Source organism: Pseudomonas crudilactis (assembly GCF_013433315.1).
Classification (GTDB): domain Bacteria; phylum Pseudomonadota; class Gammaproteobacteria; order Pseudomonadales; family Pseudomonadaceae; genus Aquipseudomonas; species Aquipseudomonas crudilactis.
Map to the genome: position 1 here is coordinate 380,146 of NZ_WXVV01000002.1, position 17,874 is coordinate 398,019.

A 17,874-nucleotide genomic window follows, 5' to 3' on the forward strand; every position below is an offset into this window, starting at 1 on the left:
TACCGGCCTCTTCGCGAGCAAGCTCGCTCCCACAGGGTTTTGCATTACGGCTTGGAGATTTCGCCAGCCGGCAGTTTTTCCTTGCTGCGCCAGTGCGGCAGGGAGTTCCAGTAGCGCTGGCCCTTGGCGTCGTCGTACATGCCTTCCCAGCGTGCGATAACCAAAACGGCCAGGGCGTTACCAATCACGTTCAGAGCGGTACGCGCCATGTCCATGATGCGGTCGACACCGGCGATGAACGCCAGGCCTTCCAGCGGAATACCCACGCTGCCCAGAGTGGCCAGCAGCACCACGAAGGACACACCCGGTACACCGGCGATGCCTTTGGAGGTGACCATCAGGGTCAGGACCAGCAGCAATTGCTGGCTGATCGACAGGTCGATGCCATACAGCTGAGCAATGAAGATCGCGGCGATCGACTGGTACAGGGTCGAACCGTCGAGGTTGAACGAGTAACCGGTCGGTACCACGAAGCTGCAGATGGCTTTCGGTGCGCCGTAGGCTTCCATCTTCTCGATCACGCGCGGCAGCACGGTTTCCGAAGAGGCGGTGGAGTAGGCCAGCACCAGCTCATCCTTGAAGATGCGCATCAGCTTGATCACCGAGAAACCGAACAGCTTGGCGATCAGGCCCAGCACCACGAAGGCGAAGAAGGCGATGGCGACGTAAACCAGGATCACCAGTTTCGCCAGCGGCAGCAGCGAGGCGAAGCCGAAGTTGGCGACGGTCACCGCGATCAGGGCGAATACGCCGATCGGCGCGTAGTTCATGATCATGTGGGTGACTTTGAACATGCTTTCCGAGACGCCCTGGAACATCTTCACCAGCGGCTCGCGCAGGTCCGACTGCAGGCTCGACAGGCCGAGACCGAACAGCACGGAGAAGAAGATGATCGGCAGCATTTCGCCGCGGGCCATGGCCGCGAAGATATTCGACGGGATCAGGTTGAGGATGGTCTCGATGAACGCGTGTTCATGCTGCACTTCGGCGGCGGTCGCCTGGTACTTGGAGATATCCACCGTGCCCAGGGTGCTCATGTCGATGCCTGTGCCCGGATGGAACAGGTTGGCCAGCAGCAGGCCGACGACGATGGCGATGGTGGTGACGATTTCGAAATAGATGATCGTCTTCAGGCCGATACGCCCCAGCTTCTTGGCGTCGCCCACGCCGGCAATGCCGACAATCAGGGAGGAGATGACAATCGGGATCACGATCATCTTGATCAGACGGATAAAGATATCGCCTGCCGGTTGCAGGACGTTGCTGATCCACCAGGCTTTTTCGGCACTGAAATGGTTGAGCAACGCACCAATTGCAATACCCAAAACCAGACCGATGAGGATCTGCCAGGCGAGGCTAATTTTTGCCTTCTTCATTATCTTTACCCTTACTTGCGTTTGACTCAGGCACATGCAGGAACTGGAACGCTCTTTAGCGGAAAAGTCTGTGCATCTGCCTCCGTATAAGGTGCCCCGAAGCGCGTATTTGCAGCTCTTCGGCAGGCGAAAAAAGGCGCAACTATTCCGATGCAAGGTTGCGCCGTCTAATGCCGTAAACGCCTACCCTATGCCGAATCGGCATGAGTTTTTTTTAATGAAACTGGCGTCCCAACCGGTTCGATTGTGACATTTCGGCCGGCATAAGTGCCGTGAACCGGACATCACAGCGCAGATTGGTTGTTTTTTGAGCAAGAAAAATCGACTAAAAACTTAGGAAAAAGCCTACGTTGGAAGACTAGAAGTCCTACTGTTTAAACGGTCTTTTTGTCGATATACGGTCGCCGTGAAACACCGCGTAATGTTTTCACGCGCAGTGTCAGCGATAAAAGGAACGAGCTGAAGGCTCTGGATCAACGTTTTGTCTGATTGAAAGCTCAGCGCAAGTCCGTCGACCACTGTGGGTCGGCGAACCTGCGGCGCAGCTTTTACCCTGACCCGGCCCTTGCGCAGGCACTCCCTGTACCCGTAGGTCACTCCGACCCTGCAACAGTCAGAACATCCCGGCCCCTTGGTCATGCGCCTGCCTTCCTCAGGTTGGCGCAATGGAAGGCAGCGGGGCTGCTGCCTTCATGTTCGAATCAGTACCACTTCGGATCTTTTTTCAGGGTTTCCATCAAAAGATCCTGCATGCCCTGATCGGGTTTGCCGAGGAAGCGGTAGGTGGCATGTCGCGTTGGCGACTTGTCGGCCGGCAATCCTTCGGGCACATCGACGAGCATGGCGTAAGCGTCTTTCTTGTCGAAACTGAAGGCGACGATCAAGCGGTGGTTGAGGCATTTGTCCGCAGATTCGCAGAGCGGTCCAACCAGATATTGATCGCCATCTTCAGTCACGGCATTCATCTGCTGGTCAGGCGTTCCGGACAGGTTCATCACCCATTCCGGCAGGCGTTCTTCCTTCTTTACCACGCCTTCCCAGGTTTCCCGATATTGCGGGTCCGAACTGAGGAGTTCGTTGACCCGCGTCTGGCCGTCATTGGCCGCCATCGCCATGGCACTACCGCCCAGAAGCAGGGCGGCTGCCAGTGTCTTTAACGCACTCATCGTTAACCTCGGCCGCGACGGCCAAAGAAGAAGGAAGCGATGAACATCACCAGGAACACGACAAACAGAATCTTGGCGATACCCGTGGCGGTGCCCGCGATACCACCGAAGCCCAGTACTGCAGCGATGATGGCAATGATCAAGAATGTAATTGCCCAGCTCAACATGGTGATTCTCCTTACTTCTCTATTTGGGGGTGTTACGTGTTCCGACGCGTTGCGTCTGAATCTGTTCAATCAATTAGAAAACCCAGCGCTCTTCACGTGGCATTTGATCCTGTGGTTGCACTTGATCGACGTCCATCATGCGCATCGAGGTGGTCTCGGTATGGTTGCTGCTGACGGCGCTGAAGTGCACTTGTGTCGCATGCTGCATCGAGATCAACGGCTCTGGGCGCTGGCTGTTTTCCCAGCTCAGGTATTGCTGGCAGGCAATCAGGGTGATCAACAGCGCAAGTACGCCGAACAGACCTTGCTGGATGTGCAGTGGCGAGATACGCACTTGGGCGGCACGTTGGCGAGTCATCCTGGGTTCCTCACTCTTATTCGGTTGGGGCAGTTCTGATCTGCCCGGGATGAGTGAGGTATTGCAGCCTGCATGCCAGTTTTTTATTTGAAAAATATTCAATAAAATCAATAACTTGTAAGCATGATGAAAAACGTCCGCGACGCATCCTGCACGATGGGTCATCTGGGATCGTGCGCAATGCACGATTTTTTCGTAAGAGATTTCATTCTTATGGAATTGAGAGCAGGGCGCAGATGTCAGAAAAGTACGCAGGGAATGCCCTGCAAATCGGCATTTGTTTAAAAAACCAACAAAATCAACGTATTGGCCGTAATGGCAGGAGAGAGCTACCCTCCTATGGCTGGCATCGTTCAGAATCAACCATGCAACTTGCCCGATTTTTCCGGGACTAACCCAAGACCAATCACTATGGAGCGTAGGAAAAATGGAATCTGCCACTGAGCATCAAGGCCGCATTCTGCTGGTGGACGACGAATCCGCCATCCTGCGTACTTTCCGTTATTGCCTCGAAGACGAGGGCTATACGGTGGCCACCGCCAACAGCGCGGCCCAGGCTGAGGCGCTGTTGCAACGTCAGGTCTTCGATCTGTGCTTCCTTGATTTGCGTCTGGGTGAAGACAATGGCCTCGACGTATTGGCGCAGATGCGCATCCAAGCGCCGTGGATGCGCGTGGTGATTGTGACCGCGCATTCGGCTGTCGATACCGCCGTCGATGCGATCCAGGCCGGTGCTGCCGATTATCTGGTCAAGCCATGCAGCCCGGATCAACTGCGTCTGGCCACCGCCAAGCAACTGGAAGTGCGTCAACTGTCGGCGCGCCTCGAAGCCCTCGAAGGCGAAATCCGCAAACCGAAAGACGGTCTCGACTCCCACAGCCCGGCGATGAAAGTGGTATTGGAGACGGCCCGCCAGGTTGCCAGCACTGACGCCAACATTCTTATTCTCGGCGAGTCCGGCACCGGTAAAGGTGAGCTGGCCCGAGCGATTCACGGTTGGAGCAAGCGCGAGAAGAAATCCTGCGTGACCATTAACTGCCCGTCGCTGACGGCGGAATTGATGGAAAGCGAGCTGTTCGGTCACAGTCGCGGTGCGTTTACCGGTGCCAGCGAAAGTACGCTGGGGCGAGTCAATCAGGCGGACGGTGGTACGCTGTTTCTCGACGAGATCGGCGATTTTCCACTGACGTTGCAACCAAAATTGCTGCGCTTCATTCAAGACAAGGAATACGAGCGGGTAGGCGATCCGGTCACCCGTCGCGCCGACGTACGCATTTTGGCGGCGACCAACCTCAATCTGGAGGACATGGTCCGTGACGGCCGCTTCCGTGAAGACCTGCTCTATCGTCTTAATGTCATCACTCTGCACCTGCCGCCCTTGCGCGAACGTGCCGAGGACATTCTGACCCTGGCCGACCGCTTTCTCGCGCGCTTCGTCAAAGAGTACGCACGCCCGGCAAGGGGCTTCAGCGACGAAGCTCGTGAGGCACTTCTCGGCTACCGCTGGCCGGGCAACATTCGCGAGCTGCGCAACGTGGTCGAGCGGGCGAGCATCATCTGCCCGCAGGAGCGCGTGGAAATCAGCCACCTCGGCATGGCCGAGCAACCTGCCAACAATGCGCCAAGAGTCGGTGCGGCGTTGAGTCTCGACGAGTTGGAAAAGGCCCACATCGGCGCAGTCCTCGCCACCGCCGGCACGCTGGATCAGGCGGCGAAAACCCTCGGCATCGACGCTTCGACCCTGTATCGCAAGCGCAAGCAGTACAACCTGTGAGCGCCCGACGATGAAACTGGCGATGAAGTTGCGGACCCGTTTGTTCTTGAGCATTTCCGCACTGATCACCGTGGCCTTGCTCGGGCTGCTGCTCGGGCTGGTCAGCGTGATGCAGATGGCCGGCACGCAAGAAGCCTTGGTGCGCAGCAACTTCGTCACTTTGGATCTGGGGCTCAAGTTGCGGCAGACGCTGGGTGATCAACTGATCATCATGCTCGCGGAAAAGCCCGATCCCGTGGCGTTCGAAGCGTCGAAACAGCATTACTTCCAGTTGCTGGACCAAGGCATCGCCCAAGAGCAAGAGGGCGATGGCCGGCTCTACGGCTTCAGTCGGGCGAAAGCGGATTATCTGAGCTTCCTGGAAGCTTTCGATTTGTCCCGTGACCCGGCCAGCTCGATGAGCAGCAGCGCTGACTTCCGGGAGCGCTTCAACACATTGCGCAACGGACTGATCACCGAACACAAGCATGCACTGGACAATATCAACGCGGTACAGCGTGAGGCGCGTGACCGTGCCTTGTTGATTGCGGGTCTGCTTGGATTTGTCGGGTTAGCGGTACTGATCATCGGTTTCATCACGGCCCACGGCATTGCCAGGCGTTTCGGCGCGCCGATCGAGGCGCTGGCGCAAGCGGCGGACAATATCGGCCAAGGTAATTTTGAAGTGACCCTGCCTATTTCGTCAGCGATGGAAATGAATCAGCTGACCAAACGCTTCGGCCTGATGGCTGAGGCACTGCGCGAGCATCAGGCGACCAACGTCGATGAATTGCTCGCCGGCCAGCAACGCTTGCAAGCGGTGCTCGACAGCATCGATGACGGCTTGCTGATGATCGACCGTCAGGGGAATCTGGAGCACCTCAATCCAGTGGCTCAGCGACAATTGGGCTGGGAAGATGATCGCCTCGGCCAGGGGCTGGGCACGGCGCTGGAACGACCAGAGTTGGATGCGCAGCTGCAACTGGTGCTACGCGGCGGCACCCTGGAGCGGGCGCCGGAAGATCTGAGTATCGAGGTCGACGGCGAATCACGCCTGCTGACCTACAGCCTGACCCCGGTCAGCCACACCCAAGGGCATATTCTCGGGGCGGTGATGGTGCTGCACGATGTCACCGAGCAACGCGCCTTCGAACGGGTGCGCAGTGAGTTCGTCTTGCGCGCCTCCCATGAGCTGCGCACGCCGGTCACCGGCATGCACATGGCGTTCGGTTTGTTCCGTGAGCGCGCGAAGTTTCCGGCGGAGTCGCGCGAGGCGGATCTGCTCGACACGGTGAATGAGGAAATGCAGCGCCTGATGCAGTTGATCAATGATTTGCTCAACTTCTCGCGTTATCAGAATGGCCTGCAGAAACTCACACTGGCGCCGTGTTCCATCGAAGACTTGCTGGAGCAGGCGCAATTGCGTTTTGCCGATTCGGCGGCGGCCAAGGGCATCGCCTTGAATGTCGAAGTGCAGGGGCCGCTGCCACGTTTGCAGGCGGATCAGGCGCAGCTCGATCGCGTGCTCGACAATCTGATCGACAACGCGCTGCGCCATACCGCCCGCGACGGTCAGATCCGTTTGCAGGCGCGCCGACATGGCGAGCGGGTGATCATCAGTGTCGAAGACAACGGCGAAGGCATTGCCTACGGCCAGCAAGGGCGAATCTTCGAGCCGTTCGTGCAGGTCGGCCGCAAAAAGGGCGGCGCCGGGCTTGGTCTGGCGCTGTGCAAGGAAATCGTCCAGCTGCATGGTGGGCGTATGGGGGTTTATTCGCGGCCGGGGCAGGGCACGCAGTTCTATATGGCGCTCGCCGTTTAGGCTTCGTCGTCCATGCGCCGTCCGGCAAGGCGTCGGCCACGGGTGATCAGTTCGATGAACTGCACCGCGCTCAGCGCATGGGCGAACAACCAGCCCTGACCGAACTTCACGCCTTCGCTGCTAAGCAATTGCGCCTGTGATTCCAGCTCTATACCTTCGGCAATCACCTTCAGATCCAACGCCTGGGCCATGTGAATGATGTGCGGAGCGACGCCGCTGCTGGCCGCGTCATGGCCCAGTGCATCGATGAACGCTTTGTCGATCTTCAGGCAGTCCACGGGCAAGGTTTGCAGGTAGGCGAGGCTGCAATAGCCGGTGCCGAAGTCGTCTATCAACACCTGATGGCCGACATCGCGCAAGGCTTGCAGGTTTTCCCGCGCCACCACCACGTCAATCAAGCCACGTTCAGTGACCTCGAAGGCTATCTGCCGCGCGGCTACACGATGGAGCGTTAGCAGCCGCGCCATGACCTGGCCGATGCGCGGCACCATCACGTCGCAGGCGGCGAGGTTGACCGAGATATACAGTTGCGGATTGGCCCGCAGCACCGGACCCAGTTGTTCCAGCAAACGCTGGAGGACAAAGTCGGTCATCTGGCGAATCTGCCCGGTATTTTCCGCCATGGGGATGAACAGGTCCGGGCTGGTCAGTGTGCCGTCGGGGCGGCGCCAGCGCAGCAGCGCCTCGGCGCCGACGCAGTTGCGGCTGTCGAGGTCAAAGATCGGCTGATAGAGCACCTGCAACTCGCCCCGGCGAATGGCACCGTGCAATTCGGCGTCCAGTGACTGGCGCTGGCGCACCAGCAAGAACACAAAGAACCCTACGAATGCGCCGAGCAATAGACAGGCCGGAACCACCCACCACCAGATCGCAGGGATGTGCATGCCGGTGCGCGGCGTGATCAGCACCAGTTGATATTCCGGGTTGTCGGTAGGCATGCGGTAGATCAGCCGAGTCTGAGTGACCTGTAATGACTCGCGACTTTTCGGTGGCCAATGTTCGGTCGGTGGCCAGGCCTGCGCCGTGCCGAGCACCGGGATCGCACGGGCACCATGGTCGAGTACCACCAGCAGGCTGCTGCCGGGCGACAGATCGACCATGTCGGTCAGATGCCCGCGTGATGTGGCCACACGAAAATTGCCGCGGCCCAGCATCAACGCGGCGCGGTTTTCATCGGGTTCGGTGGTGGTATTGAGCCAATAGCTGTAAGTCGGCCCTCTGATATCCGGCGCCCGTACTACCGACACGCCTTCCTGACGCGGACGGTTGGAGCAGATCCGTGAGGCGTCCATGTAAGCCGCTTCATAGACGAAGCGATAGTTGAAGGTGACTTGCTGCAAGGTGGCGATCATTTCATCGTCACAACTGCGCAATGGCTGGGCTTCGAGATCGTCGAGACTTTCGCGCAACTGGCCGAACAATTGTTCGAGGCGGGCGAGGAAACGCTCGCCTTGCGCGTTCATTTGCTGGCTTTCGTTTTGCTCGACCTGACGTATCGCCACGAACATACCGCCGGCGATCAGCAGGCTGGTACTGAGGACAGCCGCGATCATCGCCAAAAACCAGGGGCGATAAAACCAGCTACGCAGTGTCTCTCGGGTAGCAACCATCATGGAATATCCGAAGAATTACCAATGAGTTATAGCTGCTGATTGCGATTTCGCCTTAACCGTCGGGCGGGCGTCATTATTTTGTCTGATTGAGTACCAGCAACAACGCTGCCGTTTGCGCATCCGGCGTGCCGTCGAAGTGTGAAGGGCGGAAGTGCATCTGGAACGCGGCGAGGACATGGCGTGTCGCAACGTCCAGTTCGCCGGTCTGCGGCGTGTCGTAGCCCAAGTGCGCCAATTGCGCCTGGAACCAGCTGATGCTCGGCAGTTCACTGCTGTTGAACAGCATTTGCTGGCGCGCTACTGCCTGTTCGTTCGGCCATACGCCCAAGCCTTCGGCGGCAAGACGCTTCCACGGGAACAGCGGGCCCGGATCGAGTTTGCGCAGTGGCGCGATGTCGCTATGGCCAATGATGTGGCGCGGGCTGATGCCGTTGCGTTTGCTGATGTCCTTGAGCAGGACGATCAACGATTGAATCTGCGCTTCGCTGTACGGATACCACAGACGCCCGGTCGGCGTGTCCTTGAAGCCTGGATTGACGATTTCAATGCCGATCGAGCTGGAATTGAGCCAGGTGCGGCCCTGCCATTGGCTCTCGCCGGCGTGCCAGGCGCGCTGGTTTTCATCCATCAGCTTGTAGATGGTGCCGCTCTTGTCGTCGCCGATCAGGTAATGGCTGCTGACTTCGCCGTGAGTCAGCAACTGCAGCGAGCGCTCCAGCGACGCCGAGGTGTAATGCACGATCACGAACTGAATACGGCTGTCGTAATTGGCCGAAGGATGGCTGGTGTCATACCGCGGGCTGCTGGCACAACCGGCCAGAACAAGGAGCGACGCGAGGAGGGCAAAGAATTTCATGGCAGAAGGGAGTACACGCAAGACAGTAATGCAACAGTGTAACGTACTGTCTTGCGTCTCGACGGTCAGCGGGCGGATTTAAACAAAATGGAACAAATTGCTCAGCCCAGCTCGACCCGATTGCGCCCCGCATTTTTCGCCCGGTACAACGCCTGATCGGCTCTTTTCAACACAAGATCGCTGTGTTCTCCGGCACGGAATATCGCCAGTCCCATGGAGATTGTGATCGTCACTCGTTCACCCTTGAAGTGGAACGGGCAGGCTTCGATGGCGGCGCGCAGGGTTTCCAGCAGCTTGGCGCCGACTGCGGGCGGCGTCCCCGGCATCAACAGAACGAACTCCTCACCGCCGAAACGGGCAATGAAGTCCGAGCCGCGCAGACGCTTGCGCAGCACCGTGGCAATGATCTTCAGCACCTTGTCGCCAGCGAGGTGGCCGTAGTTGTCGTTGATGCGTTTGAAGTGGTCCAGATCGAGCATCGCCAGGCTCAGGGTGTTGCCGTGCTGTTGCCACTGGTTGATCTCATGCTCAAGGCGTTCGCTCCACGCGGCGCGATTGGGCAGGCCGGTGAGCGGATCGATCAGGGCTTTCTGCCGCTGTACTTCAAGATGTTCGCGGAAACCCTGGGCTTCCTGCTCCATATGCGCCACGCGCTCGGACAGGCTTTTCAGCCGCGTGGCGACTTCCTGTTCACGAGCGTCACGCTGCTTCTGGTGCTGGTCCATAGTGCCGAGCAGGCCTTCGAGGTGGTTCTCCAGCACTTGCTTGAGGTCATCCAGATCTGCAGCTTCCTGCACGCTGGTCTGCAAGCCGTCGACCTGCTCACGGATTTGCGTGTCCATCGCCCGCGCTGCCGAGCTGTTATCGGCGTGACCTTCACTGGCGGCTTGCAGGTTGCTCTGGAACGCTTCGAGGCGTTCGTTGAGCTGTTGCAGATAGGCTTCGAATTCATGCTGACCGCTGTCGGTGATCGCCAGCATCAATGTGGCGAGATCGTCGAGGATCGGGATCAGTTCGTACCAGTTCAAGCCGTGCTTGAGCCGTTCACGCATCGCTTCGGCTTGAGGACGGTGACGTTCGGGCAGGGTCAGGTCGTCGAGCAGCCCGATCAGGGTGTCTTCGATGTGCTTGGCCACCGAGCTGTAGGACGGCTCCGGGGTGTCCGGCAGGGCGAACAGGATGTCATGTTCGGATTGCTCCGGGTCGATGGCCGCCAGCGCCTGAGCAATCGGTTCGGGTAGGGGCAGGCTATCGAGGATCAGCGCTGTCCGGTCGCCGGGGTGGGTCAACTCGTCGGGATTGAAGCTGGAGACCCTGACTGGTATCGGCGTGACACTGGGCGCCATGGCAACTTCAGGTTCGGCCTGAGCTGCTTCAGCGGCAACGGGCGCTGCTTCGCTGGCGAGGGGTGGTTGAAACGCAACCACGTCAGTTTCCGGCTGAGGTTCCGAGAGCGGTGGGGGAATCTCAGTCGCGGGCTCGAGTTGTTTGATCACGGGGGCGGTGATGACCGGGCCTGCAACAGCGGCAGTCTGCAAGGGCGCTGGTTCTGGCTCGGCTTCTGATGCGACAGGCGCTTGCGCATCAGGTGGTGCCGGAGTTGGCGCGGGTGCTTCTGCACTCGAGGCTGGCGCTTCTTCGCTGTCACGGCTACCAAACAAACGCTGCAACAATCCTGGGCGTCCCGGTTCGGCTGGCGTTTCCAGCTGACTCAACGCCTTGCCCTGCAAGCCGCTGAGTTCACTCAGCAGCAATGGCATTTCCCGCGCTGAACCGACGCGGCCATCCAGTTGTTTGGCGAATTTCTTCAGTGGCTGAGCGACTTCACGCGGCAACGGCAAAGCCTGCAACTGGGTGACCAGCGAGGTCAGCGCGGTACTGACTTGATCGATGCGGGTTTCGCGGCGCTGCTCGGAATCGAGCACGGCTTTTTCCAGGCGCGGCAGCAGGGCGGCGAGGCCGGCGTCCATGTCGTCGGTGCGCACCACGTCGCGCATCTCTTTCATGCACTGATCAACGACCTTGTCGGTGCCTTCGGCCGCCAGTGTGCTGCGCACCAGACCGCGACGCAGCAGATCGAGCCTGGCGGCCCATCGCCGTTCAAGCTTGTCCTGTTGTTCGATGCTTTTGAGGTACTTCTCTTTCCAGCGCTGGGCGTCGTCGCTCATTCAGGCTTTCCGCGAGGGGCAGGACTCAACGCGGGCAATGCATCGGCCGTGAGCGAACCCGGCAGACGAATCTCTACCGCGACCGGCAGGTGATCGGAAATCGGTTGGGCCAGCACTTCGACCTTTTCCAGGGTCAGGGTCGGGCTGAGCAAAATATGATCAAGGCAACGCTGAGGACGCCAGCTGGGGAATGTTGCTTCCACCTGCGGGGCCAGCAGGCCGAGATCGCGTAACGGAGAATGTTGCAGCAGATCGCTGGCATGGGTGTTCATGTCGCCCATCAGCACTTGATGTTTATAGCCACCGATCAGCTCACGAATATAGGCCAGTTGCAGGCTGCGGGTTCGCGCGCCAAGGGCCAGGTGCATCATCACCACCACCAATGCCTCCGGACCTTCGCCGAAGCGCAGCAGAATTGCGCCGCGACCTTTCGGGCCGGGCAGCGGGTGATCTTCGATCGCCGACGGTTTCAGGCGACTGAGCACGCCATTGCTGTGCTGGGCCAGCCGACCGAGGTTGCGATTGAGTTGTTGGTACCAGTAGGGGAAGGCGCCGAGATGGGCCAGATGTTCCACCTGATTGACGTAGCCCGAACGGAGGCTGCCGCCATCGGCTTCCTGCAGCGCGACCAGATCGAAGTCGCCCAGCAAGTCACCGATCTTTTGCAGATTGCCTGAGCGCCCGGTGTGCGGCAGCAGATGCTGCCAGCTACGGGTCAGGTAATGCCGGTAGCGCTCGGTGCTGATGCCGACCTGGATATTGAAACTGAGCAAGCGCAGACGCTGGTCTGCGGGCAGGCCCGTGGACTCCAGGTGATGCTCGTTGACCTGCGGATCATGCAGGCCAACGATGCGTTCAGACTTCCAGCGGCGCATGGCGGATGCCGCGCTTAGTTGGCAGCAGCCTTGGTTGCCGCTCGCTCTTTGGCGACCAGTTGGTCAGCCAGTTGCAGCGCTTGCTCGGCACCACCGGCGGAGCCGATGTCGAAGCGGTACTTGCCGTTGACGATCATGGTTGGCACGCCAGTAATTTCATACTTCTTGGCCAGTTCACGGGCCTTGACGATCTGACCTTTGATGGCGAACGAGTCGAAGGTGGCGAGGAATTTATCCTTGTCCACGCCTTGGGTGGCGAGGAAGTCAGCCATGTCGTTCTTGTCGGTCAGCTTCTTGTGTTCTTTCTGGATTGCGTTGAACACGGCGTTGTGAACCTTGTGCTCGACACCCATGGCTTCGAGAGTCAGGAACATCTGGCCGTGAGCGTCCCATGGGCCGCCGAACATGGCTGGAATACGCACGAAGTTGACGTCCTTGGGCAGTTTTTCAACCCATGGGTTGATCACCGGTTCAAACGCGTAGCAATGCGGGCAGCCATACCAGAACAGCTCGACCACTTCGATCTTGCCAGGCTCTGCCACCGGCACCGGGTTGGCCAGTTCGACATAAGGGGCGGCAGGGGCTTCGGCGGCTTGAGCGGTCACGCCGAACAGGCTGGCAGCGACGAGGGCGGCGCTGATGATCAGATTACGCATGCTTTACTCCTGGACAATTTGGGTCGCCTCGCGCGACCTGTTTTCAGACAGATCCTGGCGGGCATGAGTTCTGTAGTGTAACGGTAGCGGCCACAAAAAAGGGCGGCCAAAGCCACCCTTTTTATACTTGCTGCGACGGATTAATCGAGCGTTAACGTTGCCCGAGATCTATCGCCGCCAAGTGCGCTTAGTGCAGACCTTGAATGTAGCTGGAGACCGCAGCGATGTCTTCGTCGCTCAGGCGCTTGGCGATGGTCTGCATGGTCATCGTGTCGCCGTCGTTGTTGCGGCCGCCTTCTTCCTTGCGGAAATCGGTCAGTTGCTTGGCGATGTATTGAGCGTGTTGGCCACCCAGGTGCGGGAAGCCGGCAGCGGCGTTGCCGGCGCCGTTCGGCGAGTGACAACCGGTGCAAGCGGGCAGGCCCTTGGCGAGGTTGCCGCCACGGAACAGCGCTTCACCGCGAGCGACGATCTTCGGATCGGCGGCGCCGACGCTGCCTTTCTGGCTGGCGAAGTAGGCGGCGATATCGGCCAGGTCCTGATCGCTCAGGTTGGTCAGCAGGCCGGTCATTTCCAGAACGGTGCGCTTGCCCGACTTGATGTCGTGCAGTTGCTTGGTCAGGTAGCGTTCACCTTGACCGGCCAGTTTCGGAAAGTTTGGCGCCATGCTGTTGCCGTCCGGGCCATGGCAGGCTCCGCAAACGGCGGCTTTTGCCTGGCCCGCTGCGGCATCACCGGCAGCATGGGCGAAGCCTGAAATTCCCACGGTCAACAGCAGACTCACGATCAATTTGTTCATCAGCTAATCCAACTACGGCTAAGGGTTAAGTTATGGACCGGGCTTACTCGCTCATCCAAAGGATGATGGCTTGGTAATCCTCGGCACTGCAGTCCATGCACAAACCACGCGGCGGCATCGCCTTGAAACCCTGGGTCACGTGTTGCACCAGCGTCCCCATACCTTTCGCCAACCTCGGCGTCCAAGCTTCCTGATCGCCTCTTTCGGGCGCCATGGGTAGTTGGCCGGAATGACAGGCACCACAAACACGGTTGTACACAGCTTCCGGATCCTGTGTAGCCTGTGCGCTGTAAAGCGGCATCAAGACTCCGGCAGCCAGCAGCCATTTCGTCATAAAACGACCTTTTCAGGGTTGAGAGCGTTCTGCGTTCTAATGCGCAATCAAAGTCTGTCGCTCTCGTGAACTTCATCCTTCGCTGGGACAAAGCACACACAAAATCTGCGGCATTATATACTGGCGTCACTGAAACGGAAGCGACACCGCGTTCCGCGCCCAATCCCGGCGCCGCCCACATCGGAAATCCCATGCAACTCAAGAATCCCATCCTCGGCCTGTGCCAACAGTCCACGTTCATGCTCAGTGCCGCCAAAGTCGATCAATGCCCTGACGACGAAGGCTTCGAAGTAGCGTTTGCCGGTCGTTCCAACGCCGGCAAATCCAGCGCGCTGAACACTTTGACTCACGCCAGCCTGGCGCGTACCTCGAAAACCCCGGGTCGCACACAGCTGTTGAACTTCTTCAAGCTAGACGAAGATCGCCGTCTGGTCGACCTGCCGGGTTACGGTTACGCAAAAGTACCGATCCCGCTGAAGATGCACTGGCAGCGTCACCTTGAGGCTTACCTCGGTGGCCGCGAGAGTTTGAAGGGTTTGATTCTGATGATGGACATCCGTCATCCAATGACCGACTTCGACCTGCTGATGCTCGACTGGGCCGTTGCGGCCGGCATGCCGATGCACATCCTGCTGACCAAGGCCGACAAACTGACCTACGGCGCAGCCAAGAACACCCTGCTCAAAGTACAGTCGGAAATCCGCAAGGGATGGGGCGACCTGGTCACCATCCAGCTGTTCTCCGCGCCAAAACGCATGGGCCTGGAAGAGGCCTACACTGTATTGGCCGGCTGGATGGAACTGGCTGACAAAGGCGCTGAATTGCCTGCTGAGTAAATCGCAGGCAAAAAAAGCCCCGGATTTCATTGGGGAGGGAGAAATTCCGGGGTTTAAGTTCCGAACCGCTAGGGCGGGGTTCAGATATCTGCCAACACTTAACACAACATAGGAGCATCGAAGGGCTTCACCAGCCATTCAGTATCTCTGAGTGGTGTCCTTCCAGATTAGTTCAGATTTTTTTCAAAAAGCTTTGGAATAATCCCAAGCGCTTTTCGAAATAAGCAGGTTTTACTGGCGTTGCCGCGACATCAGGTCGCGGCAAACCGTGTTCAAAAGGCTCAGTGAGCCTCATCCCAATTGTTGCCCACACCCACTTCGACCAGCAGCGGCACATCCAGTTTCGCCGCTTCGCTCATGTGCACGCGGATCTCGGCACTGACCTGTTCGACCAGATCCTCACGAACCTCCAGCACCAGTTCATCGTGCACCTGCAAGATGACTCTGGCGTCCAGCCCGGACGTCGCCAGCCAGTTATCCACCGCCACCATGGCTTTCTTGATGATGTCGGCGGCCGTGCCCTGCATCGGCGCGTTGATCGCCGTGCGCTCGGCGGCAGCGCGTTCCTGCGGCTTGTTCGAGTTGATCTCCGGCAAATACAGACGACGACCGAAGAACGTCTCTACATAACCCTGATCCGCCGCCTGCGCGCGGGTGCGATCCATGTACTCGCGAACCCCCGGATAGCGGGCGAAGTAGGTGTCGATGTAAGCCTTGGCGGTCTTGGTGTCGACGCCGATGTCCTTGCCGAGTTTTTGTGCGCCCATGCCATAGATCAGGCCAAAGTTGATCGCCTTGGCGCCACGGCGTTGGTCGGAGGTCACTTCGTTGAGTTCGACCTTGAACACTTCGGCAGCGGTGGCGGTGTGCACGTCCAGATTGTTGCGGAAGGCGTTCATCAGGCCTTCGTCCTTGGACAGGTGCGCCATGATCCGCAGTTCGATCTGCGAATAGTCCGCCGCGAGCAGTTTGTAGCCTTTCGGCGCGACGAACGCCTGACGAATGCGCCGGCCTTCAGCGGTGCGCACCGGGATGTTCTGCAGGTTTGGATCGCTTGAGGACAAGCGACCGGTCGACGCTACAGCCTGATGGTACGAGGTGTGAATACGCCCGGTACGCGGGTTGATCTGCTCCGGCAGGCGATCGGTGTAAGTGCTTTTCAGCTTGCTCATCGATCGATGCTCCATCAGCACCTTCGGCAAGCGGTGATCGTCTTCGGCGAGTTTCGCCAACACTTCTTCAGCGGTGGACGGTTGGCCCTTGGCGGTCTTCTTCAATACTGGCAGGCCGAGTTTCTCGTAGAGAATCACGCCCAGTTGTTTCGGCGAGCCAAGGTTGAATTCTTCCCCGGCGATCTCGAACGCTTCGCGCTCAAGTGCGACCATTTTGTTGCCCAGTTCGATGCTCTGGATGCCGAGCAGCTCCGCGTCGACGAACGCGCCCTGGCGTTCGATGCGCGCGAGAACCGGCACCAGCGGAATCTCGATGTCGGTCAAAACGCTGGCCAGACTCGGGATGGCGCTGAGCTTTTCGAACAGCGTCTGGTGCAAGCGCAGGGTGATGTCGGCATCTTCGGCGGCGTACGGGCCGGCCTGTTCCAGCGCGATCTGGTCGAAGGTCAGCTGCTTGGCGCCTTTGCCGGCGATGTCCTGGAAGCTCACGGTGGTGTGATCCAGGTACTTCTGCGCGAGGCTGTCCATGTCGTGGCGGGTGGCGGTGGAGTTGAGCACGTAAGACTCAAGCATCGTGTCGAAGGCGATGCCGCGCACGGTAATGCCTTGGCTCTGATCACCGCCGATGGCGCAGTTGGCCAGAATGTTCATGTCGAACTTGGCGTGCTGACCGACCTTGAGCTTGCTCGGGTCTTCGAGAATCGGCTTGAGTGCGCGCAGCACGGTGTCGCGATCCAGCTGCTCCGGCACGCCGATGTAGGAGTGGGTCAGCGGAATGTAGGCGGCTTCGTTGGCCTGCACGGCGAAGGACAGACCGACCAGTTGCGCCTGCTGCGCATCGATGCCGGTGGTTTCGGTGTCGAAGGCGAAAAGTTTGGCGTTGTTGAGTTTTTCCAGCCAGACGTCGAAACGTGCCTGATCGAGGATGGTTTCGTAAGCGGCTTCAGCGGGAGCGGCAAGCGCTTCTTCCGCTGGAGTGCTGAACAGATCGCCGGCCGGCGCTGGTTCGGCAGCAGTGCTCAGTTCCAGACGTTTGGCGTCGCGATCGAGATCGTTGATCCAGCTTTTGAATTCCAGCAGCGAGTACAGCTCGTAGAGCTTGGCCGGGTCTTCTGCGCCCATTTGCAGATCGTCGAGTTCGACGTCCAGCGGCACGTCGACCTTGATGGTCGCCAGTTGATAGGAGAGGAAGGCCATCTCCTTATGTTCTTCAAGCTTGGCCGGCAGGGTTTTCGCGCCGCGAATCGGCAGGGTCGGGACGATGTCGAGATTGGCGTACAGCTCGGTGAGGCCGCCGTTGACCCCGACCAGCAGGCCGGACGCGGTTTTCGGGCCGATGCCCGGAACGCCCGGAATGTTGTCGGACGAATCGCCCATCAGCGCCAGATAATCGATGATCTGCTCCGGTGCGACGCCGAATTTCTCCTTCACGCCTTCCACGTCCATCGAACTACCGGACATGGTGTTGACCAAGGTAATGTGGCCATCGACCAATTGCGCCATGTCTTTATCGCCGGTGGAGATGACCACCGGGCGATCCGCCGCTGCGCTGCTGCGGGCGAGAGTGCCGATCACGTCGTCGGCTTCGACGCCTTCCACGCACAGCAGCGGGAAGCCGAGGGCGATCACGCTCTGGTGCAGCGGCTCGATCTGCACGCGCATGTCGTCGGGCATGCTCGGGCGATTGGCTTTGTATTCGGCGTACATCTCATCGCGAAATGTCCCACCCTTGGCGTCGAACACCACGGCGAACGGGCTGTCCGGGTACTGCTTGCGCAGACTCTTGAGCATGTTCAACACGCCTTTGACCGCACCGGTCGGCAGGCCTTTGGAGGTGGTCAGTGGTGGCAGCGCGTGAAAGGCGCGGTACAGGTAAGACGAACCGTCCACCAGGACGAGGGGGGCTTGGCTCATGAGCAGGAT

General features: G+C 59.1%; 15 protein-coding genes. 3 read left to right on the top strand and 12 right to left on the bottom strand.

Annotated features, from left to right (window positions below):
- Positions 1-44: 44 nt before the first annotated feature.
- The 4 genes from gltP to GTU76_RS04160 form a co-directional block, all read right to left on the bottom strand.
- Positions 45-1,376, bottom strand: coding sequence for a glutamate/aspartate:proton symporter GltP (gene gltP, locus GTU76_RS04145; RefSeq protein WP_093429514.1), 1,332 nt, complete (start codon positions 1,374-1,376; stop codon positions 45-47).
- A gap of 701 nt (positions 1,377-2,077) precedes the next feature.
- Positions 2,078-2,542, bottom strand: a complete 465-nt coding sequence (locus GTU76_RS04150) for an inhibitor of vertebrate lysozyme family protein (protein ID WP_016986435.1) — start codon at positions 2,540-2,542, stop codon at positions 2,078-2,080.
- 2 nt (positions 2,543-2,544) lie between these two features.
- Positions 2,545-2,709: a DUF1328 domain-containing protein gene (locus GTU76_RS04155; RefSeq protein WP_003177151.1), complete on the bottom strand. Its 165-nt coding sequence runs from the start codon at positions 2,707-2,709 to the stop codon at positions 2,545-2,547.
- A 73-nt stretch (positions 2,710-2,782) separates the two neighbouring features.
- On the bottom strand, positions 2,783-3,067 hold the full coding sequence (locus tag GTU76_RS04160; protein ID WP_016986436.1) for a hypothetical protein: 285 nt from the start codon (positions 3,065-3,067) through the stop codon (positions 2,783-2,785).
- A 427-nt stretch (positions 3,068-3,494) separates the two neighbouring features.
- On the opposite strand from GTU76_RS04160, the gene algB reads away from it, so the two are divergent.
- Positions 3,495-4,841, top strand: a complete 1,347-nt coding sequence (algB, locus tag GTU76_RS04165; protein ID WP_016986437.1) for a sigma-54-dependent response regulator transcription factor AlgB — start codon at positions 3,495-3,497, stop codon at positions 4,839-4,841.
- Between the two features lie 10 nt (positions 4,842-4,851).
- Complete coding sequence (locus GTU76_RS04170; RefSeq protein ID WP_180698118.1) at positions 4,852-6,642, top strand: ATP-binding protein; 1,791 nt, start codon at positions 4,852-4,854, stop codon at positions 6,640-6,642.
- On the opposite strand, the gene GTU76_RS04175 is transcribed toward GTU76_RS04170, so the two are convergent.
- From GTU76_RS04175 to GTU76_RS04205, 7 genes are all read right to left on the bottom strand, one after another.
- On the bottom strand, positions 6,639-8,252 hold the full coding sequence (locus GTU76_RS04175) for an EAL domain-containing protein (RefSeq protein ID WP_175555631.1): 1,614 nt from the start codon (positions 8,250-8,252) through the stop codon (positions 6,639-6,641). The two genes, GTU76_RS04170 and GTU76_RS04175, sit on opposite strands and share 4 nt — an antisense overlap.
- A gap of 76 nt (positions 8,253-8,328) precedes the next feature.
- Positions 8,329-9,111 (bottom strand): N-acetylmuramoyl-L-alanine amidase, encoded by a 783-nt coding sequence (locus GTU76_RS04180; RefSeq protein ID WP_180698119.1) that lies wholly within the window; start codon positions 9,109-9,111, stop codon positions 8,329-8,331.
- A gap of 101 nt (positions 9,112-9,212) precedes the next feature.
- A complete protein-coding gene (locus tag GTU76_RS04185) occupies positions 9,213-11,279 on the bottom strand; it encodes a GGDEF domain-containing protein (RefSeq protein WP_180698120.1) in 2,067 nt (688 codons plus the stop codon).
- A complete protein-coding gene (locus GTU76_RS04190; protein ID WP_180698121.1) occupies positions 11,276-12,154 on the bottom strand; it encodes an endonuclease/exonuclease/phosphatase family protein in 879 nt (292 codons plus the stop codon). Before GTU76_RS04190 ends, GTU76_RS04185 begins: the two co-directional genes overlap by 4 nt.
- A 14-nt stretch (positions 12,155-12,168) precedes the next feature.
- Complete coding sequence (locus GTU76_RS04195; protein ID WP_016986442.1) at positions 12,169-12,810, bottom strand: thiol:disulfide interchange protein DsbA/DsbL; 642 nt, start codon at positions 12,808-12,810, stop codon at positions 12,169-12,171.
- A 187-nt stretch (positions 12,811-12,997) separates the two neighbouring features.
- Positions 12,998-13,609, bottom strand: coding sequence for a c-type cytochrome (locus GTU76_RS04200; RefSeq protein ID WP_016986443.1), 612 nt, complete (start codon positions 13,607-13,609; stop codon positions 12,998-13,000).
- Between the two features lie 43 nt (positions 13,610-13,652).
- Positions 13,653-13,943, bottom strand: coding sequence for a c-type cytochrome (locus tag GTU76_RS04205; protein WP_016986444.1), 291 nt, complete (start codon positions 13,941-13,943; stop codon positions 13,653-13,655).
- A gap of 191 nt (positions 13,944-14,134) precedes the next feature.
- On the opposite strand from GTU76_RS04205, the gene yihA reads away from it, so the two are divergent.
- A complete protein-coding gene (yihA, locus tag GTU76_RS04210) occupies positions 14,135-14,779 on the top strand; it encodes a ribosome biogenesis GTP-binding protein YihA/YsxC (protein WP_016986445.1) in 645 nt (214 codons plus the stop codon).
- 281 nt (positions 14,780-15,060) lie between these two features.
- Here yihA and polA read toward each other — a convergent pair whose 3' ends face one another.
- Entirely contained in the window at positions 15,061-17,865 is a 2,805-nt protein-coding gene (gene polA / locus GTU76_RS04215; RefSeq protein WP_180698122.1) for a DNA polymerase I, read from the bottom strand.
- Positions 17,866-17,874 lie beyond the last annotated feature (9 nt).

What these genes read in the sequence shown, in the direction of transcription:
- gltP (WP_093429514.1), bottom strand. Translation starts at nt 1,376, where the DNA reads ATGAAGAAGGCAAAAATTAGCCTCGCCTGGCAGATCCTCATCGGTCTG.
- GTU76_RS04150 (WP_016986435.1), bottom strand. Translation starts at nt 2,542, where the DNA reads ATGAGTGCGTTAAAGACACTGGCAGCCGCCCTGCTTCTGGGCGGTAGT.
- GTU76_RS04155 (WP_003177151.1), bottom strand. Translation starts at nt 2,709, where the DNA reads ATGTTGAGCTGGGCAATTACATTCTTGATCATTGCCATCATCGCTGCA.
- GTU76_RS04160 (WP_016986436.1), bottom strand. Translation starts at nt 3,067, where the DNA reads ATGACTCGCCAACGTGCCGCCCAAGTGCGTATCTCGCCACTGCACATC.
- algB (WP_016986437.1), top strand. Translation starts at nt 3,495, where the DNA reads ATGGAATCTGCCACTGAGCATCAAGGCCGCATTCTGCTGGTGGACGAC.
- GTU76_RS04170 (WP_180698118.1), top strand. Translation starts at nt 4,852, where the DNA reads ATGAAACTGGCGATGAAGTTGCGGACCCGTTTGTTCTTGAGCATTTCC.
- GTU76_RS04175 (WP_175555631.1), bottom strand. Translation starts at nt 8,252, where the DNA reads ATGGTTGCTACCCGAGAGACACTGCGTAGCTGGTTTTATCGCCCCTGG.
- GTU76_RS04180 (WP_180698119.1), bottom strand. Translation starts at nt 9,111, where the DNA reads ATGAAATTCTTTGCCCTCCTCGCGTCGCTCCTTGTTCTGGCCGGTTGT.
- GTU76_RS04185 (WP_180698120.1), bottom strand. Translation starts at nt 11,279, where the DNA reads ATGAGCGACGACGCCCAGCGCTGGAAAGAGAAGTACCTCAAAAGCATC.
- GTU76_RS04190 (WP_180698121.1), bottom strand. Translation starts at nt 12,154, where the DNA reads ATGCGCCGCTGGAAGTCTGAACGCATCGTTGGCCTGCATGATCCGCAG.
- GTU76_RS04195 (WP_016986442.1), bottom strand. Translation starts at nt 12,810, where the DNA reads ATGCGTAATCTGATCATCAGCGCCGCCCTCGTCGCTGCCAGCCTGTTC.
- GTU76_RS04200 (WP_016986443.1), bottom strand. Translation starts at nt 13,609, where the DNA reads ATGAACAAATTGATCGTGAGTCTGCTGTTGACCGTGGGAATTTCAGGC.
- GTU76_RS04205 (WP_016986444.1), bottom strand. Translation starts at nt 13,943, where the DNA reads ATGACGAAATGGCTGCTGGCTGCCGGAGTCTTGATGCCGCTTTACAGC.
- yihA (WP_016986445.1), top strand. Translation starts at nt 14,135, where the DNA reads ATGCAACTCAAGAATCCCATCCTCGGCCTGTGCCAACAGTCCACGTTC.
- polA (WP_180698122.1), bottom strand. Translation starts at nt 17,865, where the DNA reads ATGAGCCAAGCCCCCCTCGTCCTGGTGGACGGTTCGTCTTACCTGTAC.